This is a genomic window from Hymenobacter saemangeumensis, assembly GCF_039541835.1.
Classification (GTDB): domain Bacteria; phylum Bacteroidota; class Bacteroidia; order Cytophagales; family Hymenobacteraceae; genus Hymenobacter; species Hymenobacter saemangeumensis.
On record NZ_BAABGZ010000067.1, the window covers coordinates 1 to 21,887 of the forward strand.

Genomic DNA, 21,887 nt, shown 5'->3' on the forward strand with positions numbered 1-21,887 from the left:
CAAAGTCAAGCGCAAGCGCCTGGCCTGGGACGACACCTTTCTTGACCGCCTGTTAGCCCAACTGGCCGAATGCGTTTAGTCTGGGGCAAACCCAATATTGTTTGGTAGGGTATCTTGCACAGCTTCTTTTGGCTGGTGCTGCTCATGAACTCATTTCCCCTCCGACGTATGCTGGCTGCCGGGCTCCTGCTCGTGGTGCTGCTGCTGGCGCTGGGGGCCTGGCTGCTGGGCTCGGCCTGGGGGCGCAAGCGCATCGAGCAGGAAGTGCGCAGCCACCTGACCAAGGACTCCGAGCTGGTGCTGGCGCCGTTTGAGGTCGACATCTCGCCCTGGCGCGACTTTCCCCACCTCACGGCGTCGCTGCACCACTTCAGCCTTACCGACACCACCGGCGGGCAGCCCCTGCCCGTGCTGCGCTTTGCGCGGGCCGACCTGCGCCTGGACCTGGCCCACCTGCTGCGGCGGCAGCTGCGCGTGACGCGGCTCAGCTTTTACGACGGCGTGTTTCAGGAGCGCACCGACCCCCAGGGCCGCCGCTGGGGCCTGCGCGGGCGCCGCGCCCGCGGCCCGGCCCGCCCCCCCGACCCACGGCTGGGCCTGGACTCGGTGCTGCTGGACAACTGCCGGGTGCAGACCCGCAATGAGTACACCCGCAACGCCGTGAATGCCCACCTGCAGCTGGGACGGCTGCGGGCCCGGCTGCGCGGCGGCGTGCTGCAGCTCGACGGGCAGCTGAGCGGCCGGCTCGACTCGCTGCGCACCCGCACGGGCGTGCTGTTTCGGAACGAGGATGTGCAGGCCCGGGTAAACTACCGCTACCTGTTCGGCCAGCGCCGCGGCCTTATCTGGAACACGGCGGCCACCCTCAACGGCGACACCATCCGGGTGAGCGGCACGCACACAGCGGCGCTGGACCGGCCGGTGGGCACGGTAGTGCACCTGCGCTTTGAGGGGCAGCAGCCCCTGCTGGCTGTGCTGGAAGCGGCCCTGCCGCCCAGCCTGCGGCCCTTTCTGGAAGGCGCCCGCAGCCGCAGCAAGGCCCACATCCGCTACACCATCTCGGGCCTGAGCGCACCCACCATCCGGCCCCACAACGTGCTGCAGTTTGGGCTGGACGGGGCCAGCATCGCCTGGGTCGACCGCTCCCGGCGCATCAGCCGCTGGGACCTGCGCGGCACCTACGACAACGGCCCCGAGCACCGGCCCCGCTCGGCCTCCCTTACCCTGGAGCGCTGCCGCCTCTACTCCTCGGCCGGGCAGCTCGACATTGCCCTGCGCCTGCACAACTTCCTGCAGCCCGTGCTCGACGCCCACCTGCTGGGCCGCACCGAGCTGCCCGAGCTGGCGGCCGTGGTGGCGCCCGGCCTCTGGCAGGCCCGGCACGGCGTGGCCGACGTGGATGTGCGCCTGCGCGGCCCCCTGCCGGCCGCAGGGCAGCGCGCCACGCTCATGAAGGCCCAGCAAAACCTGTCGGTGCGCGGCACGGTCACGCTGCAGAACGCTTCCTTCCTGCTGCTGCACCGCAACGCCAGCGTGTCGGACCTGAACGTGCGCATAGGCTTGCGCGACAGCCTCTGGCAGCTGTCCAACGCCGCCGGCCAGCTGGACCGCATGCGCTTCCGGGCTTCGGCAACTACGCTGCACCTCTTCGACTACCTCACCGACCAGCACCCTACCACGGAAATTGCCGGGGATTTTTCGGTGGATGAGCTCAACGTGGCCGACCTGCGCCAGCTGCTGCGGCCGCTGCCGAAGGGCCAACGCTCGCCGGGGGCCGGCAAGCGCCGCAAGCGGGCCCGGCCGGCCCCCGGCGAGTTGGCCGCCAGCCTGGCCAGCAGCCTGATACCACCCGGCCTGCACCTGCGGGCCAGCCTGCGCTGCCAGCGCCTGGTGCTGGCCGCCGATACGCTGAGCAACCTGGCCGTGACGGTGCGCCACGACGGGCAGCAGGTGCAGCTGCTCGACCTGGCCGGCGACGTGTGGGGCGGGCGCGTGCAGGGCAGGCTGGACTGGCCCACCGACACCAGCAACCGCGTGGCGCCGGTGAACTACCAGCTGGGCATCCGCTTTGGCACCATCAACTACCGGCAGCTGCTGGCCCGGCTGCTGCGCCCGCCCCGCCGCTCCAGCAAAGCCCCCAAAAGCCCCGCCCTGAGCGAGCTGATACTGGCGGCCAACGGCAAGATGAGCTGGGACATTGCCGCCGTGGAGCTGCCCGACGGCCAGCACCTGCGCAACCTTGCCATGCGCCTGAACAAAACGGGCTCCACCATGCGCATGCCCTTTCTGCGCTTTGAGGCCCCGCAGGGCGGCACCGGCTCGGCCTCGGGCTCGGCCCGGGTGGCCAACATGCGCATTGCCGCCGCCGATGCCAACGTCAGCCTGCGCTACCCCACCCTCGACGTGCAGGACTTGCTGCGCATGATTGGCAGCCTGACGGAAAAGCCCGACTCGGTACCGGCGGCCCGCACGGCCGCCCGCGCCGAGCGCAAGGCCCGCCGCATCGAGGAAAACAGCAGCGGCCTGCTCTCCAACGGCGTGCTCACGGCCCTGCTGCGGGTGCAGGCCGACCAAGTGCGCTACGCCGATATTCAGGGCAGTGACTTTCGCCTGGTAACGCACCTGCGCGATGGCGAAGCCCGGGTCGACGACTGCTCGCTGGAGGCCTTTCAGGGCCGCATCAGCCTGCGCGGGCGCCTGCTTACCACGGAGGGCCGCGACAAGCACCCGCTGCACGTTCAGGCATTGTTTCAGGACATTCAGCTCGCCGACCTGTTCACCACGGCCCGAGCCATGGGGCTTAACGTGCTCACCGGCGACAATGTGCGGGGCACCCTGCGCTGCGCCGCCGACCTGCACACCGACCTGGATGCTGCCTTCCTGCCCGCCATGAACCACACCTTCGGCTACCTGCGCACCGACATCAGCGGCCTGGAGCTGATTGAGGTGGAAGCCCTGGAGCAGAGTCTCAAGTTTATGAAAGCCGAGCGCACCAGCCACCTCTACTTCGAGCCGGTGAGCAGCTCTTTCATCCTAACCCAGGGCCAGCTGCTTATTCCCCGCCTGCGCCTGAACAGCAACCTGTCTAACCTCGAAATCAGCGGCACCTACGTGCTCGATGGCCGCGCCAACCTCTTTGTGGGCCTGAGCCCGCTGCAGGCTTTGTTTGGCAACAACGACAAGCGGGTGGAGCGCATTCAGAACGGCGAGCTGCTGGCCCGCCCCAAGAGCAAGCTCACCTACGTGAGCCTGAGCCGCCCCTATCCCGGTGTGAAGTACAAGGTGCGCCTGTTTCAGAAAGACGAGCACCGCGAGCAGCAGGCTGCCCTGCGCCTGCAGTACCGCCAGCTCCTCAGCCAGCGCCTCGACACCACCCTGCACCTGTTGCGGTAGACACAGGCTGTAGGCCAGGCACGAAGTGCTGGCTCACAAAAAAGACCCGGCCAGCCGGCCGGGCCCTTTCTCCTACCGGGCCCATTCCCAGGTGCCCACGCACGGTTTCACTCCTGAAAACCCGTACCTGGCTGATGCCGGCGAGTGCGCAAATCCACAAAGGCAGCCAACATTTAAGCTGATATTAGATTTAAGTCGGCTACTCTTGCCATTCCGCCAACGCAAGTCTTATCTTGCCACGGAATTATACAACCACGGCTTTGGTGCGCCAAGCCTTTTGCCCTGCCTGCTTATGACCCGGCTGCTGCCTGCCCTCACCGGCCTTCTCTTTGCCCTGTCTTTCACCGCGGCCGCGCAGTCGGCAGGACCTGTAGCCGACAGCCCCGCCGAAGAGCGCAAGCTTTCCCTGCGCGGGCCCGAGCATGCCCGGCTCGTGCGCGAGCTGCTGACCTATGAGACCCGCAACATCCGGCAGTTTCTCAGCTCCGAGGTTATTCTTCGCTACGACGGCTTTGTGTACGTGTTGATAAACAACGCCACGCTGGCCGCGGTGAACGGCGGCCACTACTCCGTCACGTTCTTCAACGCCCAAAACATTCCCCTGCAAACTACTACCGGCAACTTTGGCCCCATGCCTCCCGGTGGCAGCCGCAATGAGTTTGTGCGCTTTGACCTGCCCACCCGCGCCACCCGGGCCGTGCTGACCGTAAGCCACGCCCAGGCGGAATAGCCGGCCGCTTATGCGCCACTTGGGTAGCGTAGGCTGCTACACCGCGCCCCGGCGCATCAGCCCCAGGTAGATGATGGCGGATAGCAGGAAGCCCACAAACCAGGCGTAGCTGTACACTGCCACCAGCCAGGGCCACACCACGCCTTTATCCAGGGCGCCCACGGCTACCAGGAAGCCGGGGATGTTGGGCAGCACGCCCAGCACCAGGGCCAGCATGGCCGCCGAATTGATGCCCTTGCCGTAGCTGTAGCGGCCCTGGTAGCGGTACAGCTCATCTACCACCAGCTGCTGCTTGCGCAGCAGGTAGTAGTCGGCTATCATGATGCCGCCGATGGGGCCCAGCAGGGCCGAGTAGCCCACCAGCCAGGTGAAGATGTAGCCCGAGGGGTCGGCAATGAGCTTCCAGGGGAAGATGAGCAGGCCAATGACGCCGGTGATGTAGCCGCCGGTCTTGAAGCTGATGCGGCTGGGCGCGAGGTTGGCAAAGTCGTTGGCCGGGCTCACGATGTTGGCGGCAATGTTGGTGGCCAGCGTGGACAGGGCCACGGCCAGCATGGCAAAGCTCACCAGCAGCTTGCTGTCGAACTTGCCGGCCAGCACCACCGGGTCCCAGATGGTTTTGCCGTAGATGACAAAGGTGGCCGAGGTCACGACCACGCCCACGAAGGAAAACATGGTCATGGACGGCGGCAAGCCCAGGGCCTGCCCCCACACCTGGGCCCGCTGGCTGGTGGCGTAGCGGGTGAAGTCGGGAATGTTGAGCGAGAGCGTGGCCCAGAAGCCCACCATGCCGGTAAGGGATGGAAAGAAGAAAGCCCAGAACGCCGCCGAATCGGCAAACTTGGCCGGCTGCGCCAGAATGGGCCCCAGGCCATTGCCGGCCGAAATTGCCCACCATAGCAAAGCCAGGGCGGCCACGGGTAGGAAAAACGCCTTAAACACCAGCAGCTTGCGGATGCTCTCGACGCCTTTGTGCACCACGTACATGTTCAGGGCCCAGAACAGCACGAACAGCAGCGCCGGCCCCGTGGCCAGGCCCCAGCTGGCGGGAAACACGGCGGGCAGCGTGCCCAGGCCGGGCAGCCACAGCACGGCCATCTGGTACAGGGCGTAGCCCCCAATCCAGGTTTGGATGCCGAACCAGCCGCAGGCGATGAAGGCCCGCAGCAAGGCCGGCACGTTGGCCCCGCGCACACCAAAGCTGGCCCGGGCAAACACCGGGAAGGGAATGCCGTACTCGGCCCCGGCCCGGCCGTTCAGCAGCATGGGCACCAGCACGATGGTGTTGCCCAGGAAGATGGTGAGCAGGGCCTGCCACCAGTTCATGCCGCCCTCAATGAGGGAGCTGGCCAGCATGTAGGTGGGAATGCACAGGCTCATGCTAATCCAGAGCGCGGCGTAGTTGCCGGTGCCCCAGGTGCGCTGGGCCGGCAGCACCGGCGCCAAGTCCTCGCTGATAAGGCCGGCGTCGTAGGAGGTGGTTTGCTCGCTGGGGCGGGGTAAAGTGGGGTTCATGGCAAGGCAGTTGGCAGGTAAGGGCTTGCAATGTAAGCGGAATGGCCTATGAAGGTCAATACTTTCTCCGCGCCCCCTGGCCTCAAACATGAAATAACGATAAGCTCGGCATGAACCTCGCCGCGCTTCCGTCAGTATCTGCCGGCTTTGGAAGGAGTTAAAGGTTGAGAGTTAACAGCTGCTGTTGCGTAGGTAGTGCTGATTGCGCGGGGCTTTGCCCCGTGCAGACTATTTGTGGGCCTCCGGCCCACGGCGGCAGAACGATTTCAGCACGGGACGTTCTGCCGTTGCAGGCCAGAGGCCTGCCAATAGTAGACACGGGGCAAAGCCCCGCGCTATCACGCTCTCGACGTGTAACATAAGTGAAAACTATAACTTGATGATTTTTAACTTTTAACTCTCACCTTTTAACTCTGTACAGCAACTCGAAAACCGCTCCAGCTCCTCGCTCCTACTCTGCCCCAGCTCATGGAAAACGGCGACCAGAACACGCGACCCAGCTCACCGCCTACCTATTGGCTGACGCGCTTCGTTATCCTGCGGCTGCTGGGGGCCCTCTACGCGGTGGCATTCCTGGTGGCCATCAACCAGATTTTGCCCCTGATTGGCTCCCAGGGCCTGCTGCCGGTGGGGCCGTACCTGGAGCAGCTAAGCGCTATGTTGGGCTCTAAAGGCGCGGCGCTTCTGCGCCTGCCTTCGCTGTTCTGGCTGGGGCATTCCGACGCGGCCCTGCTCACTGGGGCCTGGGCGGGGCCGCTGCTTTCGCTGGTGGTTGTGGCCGGCTTCGCCAACGTGCCGCTGCTGGCGGCGCTGTGGTTTCTGTACCTGTCTTATGTGCACGTGGGCCAGGAATGGTACGGCTACGGCTGGGAGATTCAGCTGACGGAAACCGGCTTCCTGGCCATTTTTCTGTGCCCGCTGCTCGATGCCCGGCCCTTTCCGCGGCACCCGCCGCCCATGCCCATCCTCGTGCTGTTTCGCTGGCTGGAGTTCCGCATCATGCTCAGGGCGGGGGCCGGGGGTGAGGTTAACGGGCCGGGCATACCCTTACTTACGGCCGAGTACTTGGATGCACCGTAATAAGCCTTCTCTTTCCATCTCTACCAATCCCCTTTACTTTGAACGACTACACCCCTCCCCAGCCATCGAAGACGGCGCTCAGCTATGACTACGACGCGGTGGTTGTCGGCTCCGGCCCCAACGGGCTGGCGGCGGCCATCGTGCTGCAGCAGGCGGGGCTGTCGGTGCTGCTCATCGAAGGCAAGCAGGAGCTGGGCGGGGGGCTGCGCACGGCCGAGCTGACCTTGCCCGGCTTCCGCCACGACGTCTGCTCGGCCATTCACCCGCTGGCGGCGTCCTCTCCTTTTTTCCAGACCCTGCCGCTGGCGCAGTACGGCCTGGAATACCTTACTCCGCCCGTAGCCGCCGCCCACCCGTTCGATGACGGCACGGCGGCCGCGGCCGTTACGTCCCTGGCCGACACGGCCCGCAGCCTGGGCCCCGATGCAGCGGCCTACCGCAGGCTGCTGGAGCCGCTGGTGGCGCAGTGGCCGGGCATCGCGCCCGACGTGCTGGGCCCGCTGAGCCTGCCCCGCCACCCCCTGGACATGGCCCGCTTCGGCCTGCCCGCCCTGCTGCCCGCCACGGCACTGGCGCGGCGCTTTTCCGGCGCGCATGCCAAAGGGCTGCTGGCGGGCATGGCGGCCCACTCCATGCAGCCCCTGAGCAAGGTCACTACCTCGGCCATTGCCCTGGTGCTTCTGGTGGCGGCCCACCGCGTGGGCTGGCCCCTGCCCCGGGGCGGCTCCCAAAGCATTGCCGATGCCCTGGCGGCGCACTTCGTCGCCCTGGGCGGAAAAGTGGAGACTGGCACCTATGTCAAGTCCCTGGCGCAGCTGCCAGCGGCCCGGGCCGTGCTGCTCGATGTCACGCCCGCCCAGCTGCTGCAGATGGCCGGGCAGCGCCTCTCCGGCCTCTACCAGTGGCAGCTGAAGCGCTACCGCTACGGCATGGGCGTGTTTAAAGTCGACTGGGCGCTGGATGGGCCCATTCCCTTTACCGCAGCCGAATGCGCCGAGGCCGGCACCGTACACCTGGGCAATACCCTGGCCGAAATCACCGCGGCCGAGCGGGCCGTGGCCCGCGGCCGGCACCCCGAAAAACCCTTCGTGCTGCTGGCCCAGCAAAGCCTGTTCGATAGCAGCCGCGCCCCGGCCGGCAAGCACACGGCCTGGGCCTACTGCCACGTGCCCAACGGCTCCCGTGTCGACATGACGGCCGCCATCGAGCAGCAGGTAGAACGGTTTGCGCCCGGCTTCCGCGACCGTATTCTGGCCCGCCACACCTTCGATACCGGCCAGCTGGAAGCCTACAACCCCAACTACGTGGGCGGCGACATCAACGGCGGCCGCCTCGACCTGAGCCAGCTTTTCACCCGCCCGGCCTTGCGGGCTTCGCCCTACCGCACCTCGCTCAATGGGCTCTACCTGTGCTCGTCGGCCACCCCGCCCGGCGGGGGCGTGCACGGCATGTGCGGCTACCACGCCGCCCGCCGTGCCCTCGACGACGTTTTTGGGCTGGAAGCCAGCCCGCTTTTCGTGGAAGGCTAGGGCTGTAGCGTGGACTCTGCGAGTCCGCGCGGTTGAACGTTCACACGGGCGGACTCGCAGAGTCCGCGGTACACGGCTGGCAAACCGCTCTAAAAACCCGTGACTATCTGCTCCGGCTGGCCTCCCCGGCCTTGTCCCGGGCCAGCTGCAGGCTGAACAAGGCCAGCCACAGTGTGAGGGGCGTAAACACCATGCGCTCCAGCTCGTTGGTGGAAAACAGGTTGCCGATGGTATTCATCAGAAACAGCCCGAACATCATCCACAGCGCCGCCTGCACTACGGCCGGGCTGAGCCGGACTTTCAGCAGGCCTGCTTTCACGGCCACCACGGCCAGCATCAGCAGGTTCAGGGCAATGGATACGGTTTCGAAGCGCAGCATCTGCTCCTGGGTTTTCAGGCGCCCGCCCCAGACGATGGTGTAGGGAATAATGCCGGCCACAATGAGCAGGTGAAACAGCACCACCAGCGCCAGGATGAACAGCATGGCCAAAGCCGCAAAGCGCGGGGTAAAGAAATTTTTCATGCGAAAGCGGAGAAGCCAGCCCAGCGGGCCGGCCTACAAAGTACGCTCCTGGCTTTTCCGCTGCCAACGCCACCCGCACCGGGTGAATGCCGTTAGAACAGCCCTACCCTTCTGCCTTGCTCCAACTATGGAAACTACTGCCTCGCCCCTGCTTCAGCCAGCCTACGACGTGGCCCACATCATGGGCGGCCTCTACGGCGACGGCTTCATTGCGCTGAAAGGCGCCTTCTCCCGCGAATGGGCCCGGCAGCTGCACCACGACGTGCTGCGCCTCTACGCCGAGGCCCTGCAGCGGCCCGGCGGGGCGCTGGGCCGCGGCCCCAAGCGTCACTACGTTGAGATTCACCCCGAGGAAATCCGCGGCTTCGTGGAGCTGGCCACCCACCCCTGGGTGGTGGCCGTGTGCGAGGCCGTGCTGGGGCCCGACTACAAAATCGTGGAAATCGGCTTCGACGTGCCCAACCCCGGGGCTATGAATCAGCCCTGGCACCGCGACTTCCCCGCCCCCGATGACACCATCACCGGCCGCCGCCTCAACTCCCTGGCTTTCAACCTCACCACCGTGGACGTGACCGAGGACATGGGCCCCTTCGAAATTGCCCCCGGCACCCAGTGGGACCTACCCACGGGCTTCGAGCACGGCATGTTTCCGCCCAAGGCCAACAGCCCCCGCTACGAGCAGCGGGCCCAGCGCAAGCTGCCCCAGATGGGCGACATCTCCGCCCGCTCGGCCCTGACCATACACCGCGGCACGGCCAACCATTCCGACCAGGCCCGCCCCGCCCTGGTGCTGGGCGTAGACGCCCCCACGGCCACCAACGCCGAGCGCCACGACCTGCAGTTTACCCGCCGCTACTACGAGGCCCTGCCCGACCAGCTTAAGGCCCACCTCACCTGCCGCATAGTAGACGCCCTGGAGCCCATCGTGCAGGCCCACACCATTGAGGGGCTGATGATGGGCGAAGCCTGAAGTATAACGTTAGACCTTAGAAATGCTCTGACAAATAAACCTCTAAGGAATATATACTTTGGAATACCTTGCATAGCCCCACATTACGCGCTGCGGGGCGGTTGTCAGTGGACTGACTGTCGAGTAAGCTCATTCCTGTCGAACTGCTGGCCTTAGCTGGGAGGCTCATAAGCCACTACTTTTAATTGTAGCACAAGCTGCGCGCCATCGACGGTTGGCTCGTCTTAGCCATGAAGCCTAGCGCCCCGCAACAGAGATGTTGCGGGGCGCCTGCGTATCAAACCTTTCCACCAGCGGGCCTGTATTCTCAGCTCCTCCCCTGCTGCTCAGCGTGGCTGGGCGCGGCCTTTTTTCCACCTCTCATCTTCTGATTTTGACCAATTCCACCTCCCGCAGCACCGCCCACCCGGGCCCCATCATCCTGGCCGGCGCCACCGGTGCCCTCGGGCAGCGCATTGCCTTTCACCTGCTGCAGCGCGGGGCAGCGGTGCGGGCCCTGGTGCGGCTTGGCAGCGCCTCGCCCGCTATTGACTTGCTGCGGCGGCAGGGCGCCAGCATCGTGGAGGCCGACCTCAATAGCATCACCTCGCTGATGGCTGCCTGCGAAGGCGGCAGCTGCGTGGTGTCGGCGCTGTCGGGGCTGCGGGAAGTCATTGTGGGCGGGCAGTCGCGGCTGCTCAAGGCGGCCCTGGCCACGCAGGTGCCCCGCTTCATTCCGTCCGACTTCTGCATCGACTACACCCGGCTGCCGGAAGGCAGCAACCGCAACCTGGACCTGCGCCGGGAGTTTAATCTAGAGCTCGACAAGGCCCCGATTCAGGCCACCTCCATCCTCAACGGCATGTTTACCGACCTGCTGTCGGGGCAGGCGCCGGTGGTACTGGCCGGCCCGCGCCGCGTGCTGTACTGGGGCTCTGCCGACCAGCTCATGGACTTCACCACCACCGAAAACACGGCGGAGTTCACGGCCGCCGTGGCCCTGGACCCCGGCACGCCCCGCTACCTGCGCATAGCCGGCCAGGAAGCCAGCATCCGTGATTTGCAGCAGGCCGCCACCGAGGCCACCGGCCAGCCCTACAAGCTGCTGCGCATGGGCAGCCTTGGCGCTTTTGGGCTCATGATTAAAGTAACGCGCACGCTGTTTCCCCAGTCCAGGGAGGTGTTTCCGGCCTGGCAGGGCATGCAGTACCTGCACAACATGTTCGGGGGCCTGCCCAAGCTGCAGCCCCTGGACAATGCCCGCTACCCCGAAATCCGCTGGACGCCCGTGCGGGAAGTGCTGGCCACGCGGGAAAGCAACTAAGCGCGCAGCTACCGGAACCGGCTTATGAGTGGAGCAGAGCTACTGGCTTGAAGCGGTACGGCACAGCTATTCATCCAAAGCAAGGCTGCTCCTCGTAACCATAAGCCCCACCATACCCTTGTGCTTATGGCTTCTGAAACACCTTCACCCACCGCCGGCCGCCGCCTGCGCGTGCTGCTCATTGCCGGCTCCAACCGCCGGCAGTACAACTGCCCCGGCGTAGATAGCAAGGCGCGCAGCCTGATGAACCGCCTGGCCGACCGCCTGCCCGCCACCTGGGACGTCGACACCGTGGACCTGGGCAACGTGTACGGCCGCGCCCGCATTCAAACCTGCAACGCCTGCGTGAGCACCAGCATGGCCCTGTGCGTGTGGCCCTGCAACTGCTACGAGAAAAACAGCCACCTCGAGCCCGACCTGCTGTGGAACCTCGACCTCTACAGCCGCCTCGACCAGGCCGATGCCTGGTGCATCATCGGGCCGGTGAACTGGTACGGCCCCAGCTCGGTGCTCAAGCAGCTGTTCGACCGCCTGGTGTGCATGAACGGCGGCAACCCAAAGGAGGAGCTCATCGACCACAAGGACCCGGAGAAAGCCATGCAGCTGGAAAAACAGCCCGAATGGCAGGAGCTCAGCCTCAACCACCTTGAAGGCCGCAGCGCCGCGTTTTTCTGCTACGGCGACGGCGGTGGCGACGAGCTCGACGAAACCGGCCGCCCCAAAATCCTGCGCCACAAGCACTACTTCGACCCCAGCCAGGAGCCGTTTCAGCACATGCGCGACGCCTACGCGCCCCTGGTGTGGCAGTGCCGCTACGGCGGCGTGGAAGTGCCCGACCAGCTCTGGCAGTACGCCGAAACCGGCTATGGCAAGAAGTACTCCGACGACCAGGCCGAAGACATGGTGCAGGACGAGCAGTTCATGGCCCAGTTCGACCAGTGGACGGTAGCCATCCGCGACTTTGTGGAAGCCAAAGGGCCCGTAACGCCCGGCCGTTTCCGCGCCTACGGCTACGAAGCGCCGCGCCACACCTGGGCCGACATCAAGCTGGGCTGGCGCACCGCCCAAATGGCGCTGGGCATGGCCCCCGAAGGCTCCTCGCCCCGCATTCAGCAGGAAATGGGCCTCAACCAGGATACGCCCCTGCGGCCGGATTTAGAGTAGGCACGCTGGCCGGGCCTTACACCTTGCCCTGCCGAATCAGCCGGCGGTAGAGCTGCACCAGCCGCTGCTGGGGCACCCCCAGCCAGTACAGGAGCACGATGCCCGTAAAAATGGTCTGCAGCCGCACCACGCCATTTTCCAGGTACTTGCGGGCCGAGGTCGTTACCGTGCCCGGCAACAGGCCGAAGGGAGCACGCGCCCGCAGCCGGCTCACCATGTCCTGGTCTTCGAGTAGCAGCAGGTCTTCGCGAAAGCCGCCCACCTGCTCAAACAGCTCCCTGGTCACGAACAGGCTTTGGTCGCCGAAGCGAAAAACGGTGAAGGGCAGACGCGTGCACCAGCCGCTGAAGCGCAGCAGCCAGTGCGGGTGGTCGAACGCCAGCCGGTAGCAGCCGCTGCCATAGCCCTGGTCCACGGCCCGGGCCAGGTCGGGCAGGAAGCCCGGCGGCGGGTAGGAGTCGGCGTGCAGGAAGTACAGCAGGCTGGCCTGGGTATGGCTGGCGCCGTAGTTCATCTGCGCCGCCCGGCCTTTGCGGGGGCTATGCAGCACGGTGGCCCCCTCCGCCAGCGCCACCTGAGGGGTAGCATCCGTGCTGCCCCCGTCCACCACAACAATGTTGCTGGCTTTCGCGCCGTGCTGCTGCAGGTAGCGCAGCAAACGCCGTATGCTGTCGGCTTCGTTGTAGGTGGGAATAATGATGCCCACGGCCGGTACCCCCGCGGAGCGGGCCTGGGCAATTCCAGCGGCAGTGGCACTGTGCGACATAGGATAAAGCTCACAACAGCACCGGCAAGCTGCCAGCTACTGCGGTACTATACAGTTGAGGCTTTTTACTACGCACCCAACTCCGTCGCGTTGTTGTCCCGCCGCCCAAACCGCTGCGCATGTAGCGTTAACCGGGCTGAGGCAGCCCTGTTTGCACCCGGTATCTTTGCCTGCACAATCCTCGACATCACATGCGCAGACGACTGCGGGGCCACGCCCGCCGGGTGAAGTTGGTCATCTACCAGGAAACCCTGTTCAACTACTGGGAGCATTTTTGGACTTTCCTGGGCTCCTTTATCGGCATTGCCCTCATCGGCCTGCTCAACCGCTACCTGCTGGGCCCTGCCGACACCCTGCTCCTGGTCGGCTCCTTCGGGGCCACCTCGGTGCTGCTTTACGGCCTCATCAACAGCCCTCTGGCTCAGCCCCGCAACCTCATCGGCGGGCACGTGCTCAGTGCCCTCATCGGCGTCACGGTGCACAAGCTCCTGCCCACCGAGCTGTGGCTGGCCTGCGCCCTGGCTGTGTCCCTGAGCATCGTGCTGATGCAAATAACGAAAACCCTGCACCCGCCCGGCGGCGCCACCGCCCTCATCGCCAACGCGGGCTCGGCCCAGCTCAAAGCCCTGGGCTACTGGTACGTGCTCATGCCCGTGCTGTCCGGCGTGCTCATCCTGCTGCTGGTGGCCCTCATTTTCAACAACATCACCCCCAACCGCAGCTACCCCACCAACAAAAGCTGGTACAAAATCTGGCAGCGCCGCTACGGTAGCTGATTGTTTGATGTGCTGATGTGCTGATTTTTTGATGTGCTGATGTGTTGATTCAAAAAAGAACGTCATGCTGAGCGGAGGCTAAGCATCTTTACCACGAGAGTAAACCCTTTTTAAGGAGAGTTACTGCCGCCGGCAAGATGCTTCGACAAGCTCAGCATGACGTTCTTTTTTGAATCAACAAATCAGCACATCAGCACATCAAAAAATCAGCACATCAAAAAATCAACCCTTTTTCCCCTGCAAATCCAGCTCGATGTTCACGGTTTCGGAGATGAACTTGTCGCCCAGGGTTTTGTCGTTGCCGTAGTTCATCTGCCACTGCCGGCGGTCGATGTCGAAGTTGGCTTTGGCCTTTAGGGTGTTCTCGTCCAGGTCGATGCGGGCGGGGAAGGTGATGTTCTTGGTGGAGTTTTTCAGGGTGAGGTTGCCGCTCACATTGAAGTTGGCGCCCTCTACCAGCGACTTCTGCTGGTCGCTGGCCTGATAGGGCTCCACCTTGGTAATCTCAAACTTGGCGGTGCCGAACTTGTCGGCGTCGAAGAAGTCGCCGCTCATCAGGTGGGGCTTGAGTTTGGTTTGAAACATCTCACCCTGCTCTTCCAGCTCCATCGACTTAATATCGATGACGAACTGCCCGCCGGTAATCTGGTTGCCGGCCACCGCCACCGAGCCCGAAGCCAGGCGGAACGTGCCGGGGTGGTTTTTGCCCACGCCGTTGCCCGTAAACCGGATTTTGGAGTTCTGCGTGTCCACGGCAAAGGTCTGCCCGGCCGCGTCGCTGGCCTGCTGGGCATCTTTGATAGTGGCGTTGTCGCCCTTGGGGGCCTGGTCGCAGCCGGTTAGCAGCAGGCTGGCGGCACACGCCAAGCTGGCCGCTATTGAAAGCACGTTCTTTTTCATGGGTAAGAAATAGATAAGCGAAACGAAAACATACGCGCTTTACTGAGGCCAGGCTCAGGATGTTGCGACCCTGGCCTAGAAGTCCAGCGTCAGCTGCTGCCCGGCCGACTTCTCCGCGTTGTTCAGGTTAGAGAGCGACACGCCCAGCAGGCGCACGCCTTTGGCCAGCGGGAAAACGCCTTCGACCAGCTCCCGGCAGATGCGCTCCAGCTCGTGCTGCCGCTGCACCAGGGCCGTGCCCGTGCGGCTGCGCGTGATTTGCTGAAAGTCGGCGTACTTCACCTTCAGCGTGACGGTGCGCCCCCGGATACCCGTGCGCTGGCAGTACTCCCACACGTCTTCCACGCAGGGCTGCAGGCCTTCGAGCAGGTCGGTAAACTCGCTCAGGTCCTGGGCGAAGGTGGTTTCCGAGCCGATGGACTTGCGCAGGCGGTCGGCCTCCACGGGCCGCTCGTCCTGGGCCCGGGCAATGGCGAAGTAGTAGCGCCCCGACTTGCCGAAGTGCTGCAGCAGAAACGCCTCGGTCTGGGCCCGCAGGTCGGCCCCGGTGAAGATGCCCAGCTGGTTCATGCGCGCCGCCGTTACGGGCCCGATGCCGTGGAACTGGCCCACGGCCAATGGCTCCACGAAGGCCAGCCCGCGCTCGGGCGGCACCACGTACTGCCCGTTGGGCTTGCGGAAGTCGGACGCCAGCTTGGCCAGAAACTTATTGTAGGACACCCCGGCCGAGGCCGTCAGCTGGGTTTGCTCCCAGATGCGGGCCCGGATTTCGCGGGCAATCTGCGTAGCCGAGCTCATGCCCTTGAGGTTGTGCGTCACGTCGAGGTAGGCCTCGTCCAGCGACACCGGCTCAATCAGGGGCGTGTACTCGGCGAAGATGGCGCGTATCTGCCGCGAAATGTCCTTGTACACTTCGAAGCGCGGCTTCACGAAAACCAGCTCCGGGCATTTGCGCAGGGCCGTGGTGGAGGCCATGGCCGAGCGCACGCCGTACTGCCGGGCCTCGTAGCTGGCCGCCGCCACCACGCCCCGCTCCCGGGCCCCGCCCACGGCCACCGGCTTGCCGCGCAGCTCGGGGTGGTCGCGCTGCTCCACGGAGGCATAAAATGCATCCATGTCCAGGTGAATAATCTTACGGACGGCCGCCTCGCTCACTTCTTCGCCAGCATACTTTTTCTGACTACGAAGATACCCCCTACTTTAGGTCTACCTATTCTCTGGCTCGGCTACAACTCCACAGCAATGCCCAACCGAATTTTAGCTCCAATAGTAGTCCTGTTGCTATTGCCTATGGGCCTCCCAGCTGTAGCTCAACCCCAACAAGGGCTCACGCTAACCATTATTCCTCACGCCTACCCCAACATAGTGCGCCAACAGGACATCATCAGCATTGCTGACTCCAGCAGTCACTTTCATGTATTATTAACCAATACCTCTGCGCAGCCTATCAACATCTTTGAGGAGTGGAACACCTGGGGCTACTACAACCTGTTTTTCGAACTAACTTATCCCGACGGCCGAAAGAAGACTGTTTCGAAAGGTGCCGAAAATTGGTACCGTAACTTTCCTTCCACCACTGTTATTCCTGCTGGCCGCTCGTTTGTCTTTGACGTAAACTTCGACAACGACTCCACGCATCGTCCCTACTGGTACAACTCTGTCTTGAATGAGAAAGGCTACAGCACTGAGTGCAGGATGCGCGCTATTTATCATTGCGAAGACAGCGAGATTGCCCATAAAAAACGGGCTTGGACCGGTACCCTCACCTCGGAAACACGCGACTACATTTTCTACCACCTCGACCCTGCCTTAGCGGCCCAAAAGGTATCCGTTAGCAAGCCGCGCAAACGCCGCTTCCTGTTCTTCTCGCCACGTTGAGTTTTTGTCCAACTCATCAGCCAGCAGCTCCGCTACCAGCGGAGCCACGCGCAGGGCCGCCCGCGCATCCAGAAACAGCAGGCGCACCCGCCGGGCCAGCACGTCCTCCACGGTACGGGCCATCTCGTAGCGCGCCGCCCACACCACTTCGGCTTTGAGAAACTCCAGCGCCGGGTCGAGCTTCTCGCCCAGCTCAGGCTGCTCAGCAACCAGCTGCCGGAGCTGCGGCAGGTCGCTGCCGTACACAGCCAGGTGGCCCTGTCCCTCGCCTGCTTCCGTTGCGCCATGAATTTTCAGGCTGGCGGTCTGGCTGCCGGCCTTGGGCAAGCACCCCAGCGAAACAGCCCGGTCCACTACATCCTCGCCCATGCGCCGGTAAGTAGTCCACTTCCCTCCGGTGATGGTGATGAGGCCCGATGGCGATACCAGAATCTTGTGGCTGCGCGAAATCTCCTTGGTTTTGGTGCTGCCTTCCTGCGCAGCCGCCAGCGGCCGCAGCCCGGCGAAGATGCTGAGCACATCGGCCCGTGTTGGCGCTTTGGCCAGGTACTGCGCCGCGGTGCGCAGCAGAAAGTCAACCTCTGCTTCCAGCGCCCGGGGCTCCAGGCTGGCCGCGGCCACGGGCGTATCGGTAGTGCCCAGCACCACGCGGCCCTGCCAGGGCACGGCAAACAGCACGCGGCCGTCTTCGGTTTTGGGTATCATCAGCGCGTCCGGGCCGGGCAGGAAAGTCTGGTCCAGCACCAGGTGCACGCCCTGGCTGGGCTGCACCAGCCGCCGCGCCCCGGGCTGGTCGAGCTGCAGCACCTCATCGACGAAGATGCCGGTGGCATTCACCACGGTTTTTGCGCGTACCTCGTAGGTCTGCCCTGTCTCCACATCCTCGGCTACAGCACCCTGCAGCCGGCCCTGGGCGTTTTTCAGCAGCTGCTGCACCCGGCAGTAGTTCAGCAGGGTGCCGCCCATCTCGATGCCGGTCTGGGCCAGGTTGATGGCCAGCCGGGCATCGTCGAACTGTCCGTCCTGGTAGAGCACGCCGCCGCGCAGGCCTTCCGTCCGCACGTTGCCCAGCCGCTGCAGGGTTTCGGCTCGCCCCAGGTGGCGCGAGGGCCCCAGGCTCAGGCGGCCGGCCAGCAGGTCGTACAGCTTGAGGCCCAGCGTGTAGTAGGGCCCGCCCCACCAGTCGTAGCTGGGAATGATAAACGCCTGGTTGTGGCAGAGGTGGGGCGCATTCTGCAGCAGCAGCCCCCGCTCCCGCAGGGCTTCGCGCACCAGCCCTACATCACCCTGGGCCAGGTAGCGCACCCCGCCGTGTACCAGCTTGGTGCTGCGGCTGCTGGTGCCCTTGGCAAAGTCGGCCTGCTCCAACAGCAGCACCGTAAAGCCCCGGCTCAGTCCGTCCAGGGCCACGCCCAGGCCGGTTGCGCCCCCGCCAATCACCAGTAAGTCCCAGTCGACCGCCTCCGCCAGCTGCCGGATAAGGACTTCACGCCGGAATACATTCGGGTTAGCTGTCATCAGCCCTGATACTTGGCGGAGGTAGCGGAAGTTGTGGGCAAGCCGTGTGACCTTCTTAGTTAAAAGTTAAAAGTGAAGAGTTAAAAGGCGGTCTGCTTTTTAACTCTTCACTTTTAACTTTTAACTAAAGAGGGAGAAACCTTCTTCTTCGCCGCCTTCTTCTTTTTCCGCTTGCGCTTCACCGGCCCCAGCCGTTCCCGCTCGGCTTTGCGCTCGGCCCGGATTAGCAGGCGCTCGGGCATGCGGGCAATGAGCCGCTCGCGCACGTACTGGGCTAGGCTGGACAAGGGAATGGTTTGGGTGTAGCGCAGGAACTTGGCTACCTCCTGCCCCCGCAGCGTGCTCACGCCCTGCAGGCCCCGGGCCATGAGAAACTGTTTTACTTCTTCCAGCAGCAGCATGGCCGCGATGGGCGCCCGCTCCACGGTGGCGTTGTAGGCGGCAGCGCGGTGGGGCTGCAGGCCCTGGGGCGAGGCCACCATCACCCCTACCCACTCGGGCAGCAGGGGCAGCAGCCTGGCCAGGTGCTTTTCGGTTACCACGAAGGTCACGAAGTCGTACACGCTGCCGTAGCAGCTCAGCTGCCGGGCCACGCGCTGCAGGGTGTCGCCGTCGCCCTTCACCTCATAGCCGTGCATGAAGTCGGGCGTAATGTGCACCACGTCGGCCCGGGTGGTGCCGGTGGGCAGCTCGTCGACGTACACGCCCCCAGCAAGCAGCGGGTAAAGCAGGGCGCGGATTTCAGGGTCATTCATTGCTAACCCGAATTTAGCTGGCAGTTGTCAGTTATCAGTTGTCAGTTATCAGTTGTCAGTTGTTAGGTTGTTCTGATTAAAAGCTGGCTCCAGAACAATCCTGACAACTAACAACTAACAACTGACAACTATTACTGAGCATCCTGCAGCACGGCTACAGCCTCGGCCAGGGCGGCGTCCTTTTTCAGGGGCTTGATGAAGCGGGCCTGGCGCTTGGTGGCCGCCGAGTCGGTAACGGCCGGCCGGGCATCAACGCTGAGCTGGGCGACGTCCAGCGTGGGCAGGGCATTCTGGGCCTCGGTTTGCTTTTTGCTGGCCTCGCGCATCTCCTGCTGACGGGCCCGGTACGCTGCCAGGCCCAGCGGCACCAGGGTTTGCTTGCGGCGCTGCTCGGCGCGCTGACCGGCTTCGCTGAGCAGGCGGAAGCCGGGGCTGCTGGCCACCCGCTGCCGGCTGGCGGCGCTGAGCTTGGCCAGGTTGGGAGCACTGCCCCAGGTCTGGTACTGGGCGGGCGCAATCTCATCCCAGGGCAAGGGGTAGTCGGTGTCCTGCTCGCCCTTGCTGAAAGCGCTGTACGTGTCGGGCAGCGCAATGTCGGGCACTACGCCCTTGAACTGCGTGGAGCCCCCGCTGATGCGGTAGTACTTCTGCACGGTAAGCTTGAGCGAGCCCAGCGGCTTCATAGCCTTCACCTCGTCGTTCACGGCATTGTCCAGGTCGAACAAAGTCTGCACCGTGCCTTTGCCGTAGGTGGTGGCGCCCATCACCACGCCGCGCTTGTAGTCCTGAATGGCGGCGGCCAGAATCTCGGAGGCCGAGGCGCTGTACTTGTTCACCAGCACCACCAGCGGGCCGCTGTACTGCACCTGCGGGTCGGGGTCGGTGAGCACGTTGGTGCCGCGCTGCCGGCTTTTCACCTGCACCATGGGGCCTTTGTCGACAAACAGGCCGGCCATTTCCACGGCGTCCTGCAGCGAGCCGCCGCCGTTGGAGCGCAGGTCCAGCACCACGCCCTGCACGTTTTCCTGCTTGAGCTTTTCCAGCTCCTTTTTCACGTCGGTGGCGCTGCTGCGCCCCCCTTTGCCGTTGAAGTCGGCGTAGAAGCCGGGCAGGTGGATGTAGCCGAACTTGCGCCCGCCCTTCTGCACCAGGGCCGACTGGGCGTAGGTTTCCTCAATCACCACCACGTCGCGGATGATGGGGATGATGTGAATGCTGCCGTCGGGCTTTTTCACGGTCAGGCGCACCTCGGTGCCTTTTTTGCCGCGCACCAGCTTCACCACTTTATCCAGGCGCATGCCTTCCACGGTTACGGGCTCGGCGCTGCCTTCGCCCACGCGCAGGAGGTAGTCGCCCACTTTCAGCTCGCCCTGCCGGTAAGAAGCCGAGCCGGCCACGATGTCGGCCACCTTGATGTGCCCGTCTTCCGCCTGCAGCCGGGCGCCGGTACCTTCCAGACGGCCCGAGAGGGCAATGTCGAAGTTGTCGCGGGCAATGGGCGCGAAGTACTCGGTGTGCGGGTCCTGGGTGTTGGCAATGGCGTTGACGTACTGCGCCAGCCGGTCGCTGGCGTCGAGCTTGAGCTGGTCGTCCCAGGCTTCGTCGTAGTACTTCAGGATGCGCTTGCGGGCTTCGGCCTCCAGCTCGGCCGGCGTGCGGGGGCGGGCGCTGGTGGTAGCGGGCGCCGCAGCTACCTCGGAGGCCGCCAGGGGCTTGTCTTTTTTGCGGGCCTCCTCGTCCATCAGGTCCGAGAGCTGGGCCAGGGTCTGGTACTTGAGCAGCTTGCGCCAGTACTCGCGCTGGGCAGCCTTGGTGGGGGCGTAATCCAGCTTGGCGGCATCGGTTTCAAAGGTTTCTTCCAGCGTGAAGTCGAAGGGCTGGGCCAGAATCTCGCGGTACAGGGCCTGAATCTCCAGCAGGCGCTTGCCCAGCAGCTGGCTGCTCACGTCCAGAAACTCGTAGCTGCTCTGCTTTACCTGGTCGTCAATCTGCTTCTGGTACTGCCGCAGCTGGGCTACTTCCGGCGCCAGCAGCAGCTGCTTGCGCACATCGATACGCTTGAGATAGAGGTCGAATACCCGCTGCGAAAACTGGTCGTCGAGGCTGCCCGGCTGGTAGTGGCCTACCTGCAGGCCCTGCAGCACCGTGCCCAGCACCACTTCATCGCGGGGCGGCACCGTGCTTTGGTAAGCGGTATAAGAGGCCAGCCCCAGTACGGCCAGCAGCGAAGAAGTATACAAGCCAAGCTTGAAGCGGGAAGAATACATTGCCGATAGGAAATTGAAGTCAGAGGACTGCGGAAAAGCGTGGGGGTTGCTTTCGGCATTGGCCTGGGCACCGGGCTGCTACCTTTTTGGAAGAAAGGCGGCGGGAAAAGTCGCTGGCCCCAGCCCGGAGTTGCTCCCCGGCACCAGGGCACTTTGCGGGCGTAACAGCCCTAAAATACGGCTTGTTTATTCTTGGCACTGCCCTTGCATAGCCCCTGCAGCCACAGCTTCTACCTATACCAATGAATAATATGCGGCATGCAGCATAATTTTATTGGCTTCCTTGCAGTCGCTGGCTACATTTGCTTTCCATTTTTCAAACATTTCACATCAAACCCCACCATGACCAAACGTTTTCTGGGATTCGTCCTGCTCCTCGGCCTCGTGCTGACAACTTTCTCGGCCATGGCCGCCGGCAACCCCGACGCTGTACTCGGGGTATGGAAAAACGGTGAAGGCACCGGCATGATTCAGATTTTCAAGCAAGGTGACAAATACTTCGGCCGGCTGGTGTGGCTGAAAGTGCCCAACAACCCCGACGGCACCCCCCGCACCGACATGAACAACCCCGAAGAAGCCAAGCGCAAAACCCCGCTCAAAGGCCTGGTGAACATGCGCGACTTCACCTACGCCGGCGACAACAAGTGGGAGAACGGCAAAATCTATGACCCCAAGAACGGCAGCGACTACAGCTGCGAGATGACCCTGACCGACCCCAACACCCTGGAAGTGCGGGGCTACATCGGGGTGTCGCTCTTCGGCCGCACCGACGTATGGAAGCGGCAGGTAAAGAAATAACCTTGCGCATTGTGTAATCTTC

General features: G+C 64.0%; 18 protein-coding genes. 10 read left to right on the plus strand and 8 right to left on the minus strand.

All coding sequences use genetic code 11. The features are described from left to right. Positions 1-144: 144 nt before the first annotated feature. Together ABD919_RS15890 and ABD919_RS15895 are read left to right on the plus strand one after the other, a co-directional pair. Positions 145-3,393, plus strand: a complete 3,249-nt coding sequence (locus tag ABD919_RS15890) for an AsmA family protein (RefSeq protein WP_345237019.1) — start codon at positions 145-147, stop codon at positions 3,391-3,393. Positions 3,394-3,685: 292 nt separating this feature from the next. Further along, a complete protein-coding gene (locus tag ABD919_RS15895) occupies positions 3,686-4,123 on the plus strand; it encodes a hypothetical protein (protein ID WP_345237020.1) in 438 nt (145 codons plus the stop codon). A 36-nt stretch (positions 4,124-4,159) separates the two neighbouring features. On the opposite strand, the gene ABD919_RS15900 is transcribed toward ABD919_RS15895, so the two are convergent. Further along, positions 4,160-5,638, minus strand: a complete 1,479-nt coding sequence (locus ABD919_RS15900) for an NCS1 family nucleobase:cation symporter-1 (RefSeq protein WP_345237021.1) — start codon at positions 5,636-5,638, stop codon at positions 4,160-4,162. Between the two features lie 468 nt (positions 5,639-6,106). Here ABD919_RS15900 and ABD919_RS15905 point away from each other — a divergent pair, with 468 nt between their 5' ends. Both ABD919_RS15905 and ABD919_RS15910 read left to right on the plus strand, forming a co-directional pair. After that, positions 6,107-6,718 carry a lipase maturation factor family protein gene (locus ABD919_RS15905; RefSeq protein WP_345237022.1) on the plus strand — a complete coding sequence of 204 codons (612 nt, stop codon included), beginning with the start codon at positions 6,107-6,109 and terminating at the stop codon, positions 6,716-6,718. A gap of 38 nt (positions 6,719-6,756) precedes the next feature. Then, positions 6,757-8,247 (plus strand): phytoene desaturase family protein, encoded by a 1,491-nt coding sequence (locus tag ABD919_RS15910; RefSeq protein ID WP_345237023.1) that lies wholly within the window; start codon positions 6,757-6,759, stop codon positions 8,245-8,247. A gap of 103 nt (positions 8,248-8,350) precedes the next feature. On the opposite strand, the gene ABD919_RS15915 is transcribed toward ABD919_RS15910, so the two are convergent. Beyond that, positions 8,351-8,770, minus strand: a complete 420-nt coding sequence (locus ABD919_RS15915) for a hypothetical protein (RefSeq protein WP_345237024.1) — start codon at positions 8,768-8,770, stop codon at positions 8,351-8,353. Between the two features lie 127 nt (positions 8,771-8,897). Here ABD919_RS15915 and ABD919_RS15920 point away from each other — a divergent pair, with 127 nt between their 5' ends. The 3 genes from ABD919_RS15920 (at position 8,898) to ABD919_RS15930 (ending at position 12,207) form a co-directional block, all read left to right on the plus strand. Continuing rightward, positions 8,898-9,740, plus strand: a complete 843-nt coding sequence (locus ABD919_RS15920) for a phytanoyl-CoA dioxygenase family protein (protein WP_345237025.1) — start codon at positions 8,898-8,900, stop codon at positions 9,738-9,740. 373 nt (positions 9,741-10,113) lie between these two features. Continuing rightward, positions 10,114-11,043, plus strand: a complete 930-nt coding sequence (locus ABD919_RS15925) for an NmrA family NAD(P)-binding protein (RefSeq protein WP_345237026.1) — start codon at positions 10,114-10,116, stop codon at positions 11,041-11,043. Positions 11,044-11,169: 126 nt separating this feature from the next. Then, positions 11,170-12,207 (plus strand): NAD(P)H-dependent oxidoreductase, encoded by a 1,038-nt coding sequence (locus ABD919_RS15930; RefSeq protein ID WP_345237027.1) that lies wholly within the window; start codon positions 11,170-11,172, stop codon positions 12,205-12,207. A 16-nt stretch (positions 12,208-12,223) separates the two neighbouring features. Here ABD919_RS15930 and ABD919_RS15935 read toward each other — a convergent pair whose 3' ends face one another. Then, entirely contained in the window at positions 12,224-12,973 is a 750-nt protein-coding gene (locus tag ABD919_RS15935) for a TIGR04283 family arsenosugar biosynthesis glycosyltransferase (protein ID WP_345237028.1), read from the minus strand. Positions 12,974-13,164: 191 nt separating this feature from the next. Here ABD919_RS15935 and ABD919_RS15940 point away from each other — a divergent pair, with 191 nt between their 5' ends. Further along, positions 13,165-13,749 (plus strand): HPP family protein, encoded by a 585-nt coding sequence (locus ABD919_RS15940; protein ID WP_345237029.1) that lies wholly within the window; start codon positions 13,165-13,167, stop codon positions 13,747-13,749. A gap of 222 nt (positions 13,750-13,971) precedes the next feature. Here the strand turns inward: ABD919_RS15940 and ABD919_RS15945 are convergent, their stop codons facing one another. Together ABD919_RS15945 and dinB are read right to left on the minus strand one after the other, a co-directional pair. After that, positions 13,972-14,649 carry a YceI family protein gene (locus tag ABD919_RS15945; RefSeq protein ID WP_345237030.1) on the minus strand — a complete coding sequence of 226 codons (678 nt, stop codon included), beginning with the start codon at positions 14,647-14,649 and terminating at the stop codon, positions 13,972-13,974. Positions 14,650-14,724: 75 nt separating this feature from the next. Beyond that, entirely contained in the window at positions 14,725-15,765 is a 1,041-nt protein-coding gene (gene dinB, locus ABD919_RS15950; RefSeq protein WP_425556417.1) for a DNA polymerase IV, read from the minus strand. Positions 15,766-15,939: 174 nt separating this feature from the next. On the opposite strand from dinB, the gene ABD919_RS15955 reads away from it, so the two are divergent. Then, positions 15,940-16,527, plus strand: a complete 588-nt coding sequence (locus ABD919_RS15955) for a hypothetical protein (RefSeq protein WP_345237032.1) — start codon at positions 15,940-15,942, stop codon at positions 16,525-16,527. Here the strand turns inward: ABD919_RS15955 and ABD919_RS15960 are convergent. From ABD919_RS15960 to ABD919_RS15970, 3 genes are all read right to left on the minus strand, one after another. Further along, the gene (locus ABD919_RS15960) at positions 16,459-18,045 is read right to left on the minus strand and encodes a glycerol-3-phosphate dehydrogenase/oxidase (RefSeq protein ID WP_345237033.1); all 1,587 of its coding nucleotides are present in this window, start codon (positions 18,043-18,045) and stop codon (positions 16,459-16,461) included. The genes ABD919_RS15955 and ABD919_RS15960 overlap by 69 nt on opposite strands. 113 nt (positions 18,046-18,158) lie before the next feature. Beyond that, positions 18,159-18,800, minus strand: coding sequence for a sce7726 family protein (locus ABD919_RS15965; protein WP_345237034.1), 642 nt, complete (start codon positions 18,798-18,800; stop codon positions 18,159-18,161). Between the two features lie 131 nt (positions 18,801-18,931). Then, on the minus strand, positions 18,932-21,067 hold the full coding sequence (locus tag ABD919_RS15970) for a carboxy terminal-processing peptidase (protein WP_345237035.1): 2,136 nt from the start codon (positions 21,065-21,067) through the stop codon (positions 18,932-18,934). A 342-nt stretch (positions 21,068-21,409) separates the two neighbouring features. Between ABD919_RS15970 and ABD919_RS15975 the strand changes: the two genes are divergently transcribed. Beyond that, complete coding sequence (locus ABD919_RS15975; RefSeq protein WP_345237036.1) at positions 21,410-21,865, plus strand: DUF2147 domain-containing protein; 456 nt, start codon at positions 21,410-21,412, stop codon at positions 21,863-21,865. Positions 21,866-21,887 lie beyond the last annotated feature (22 nt).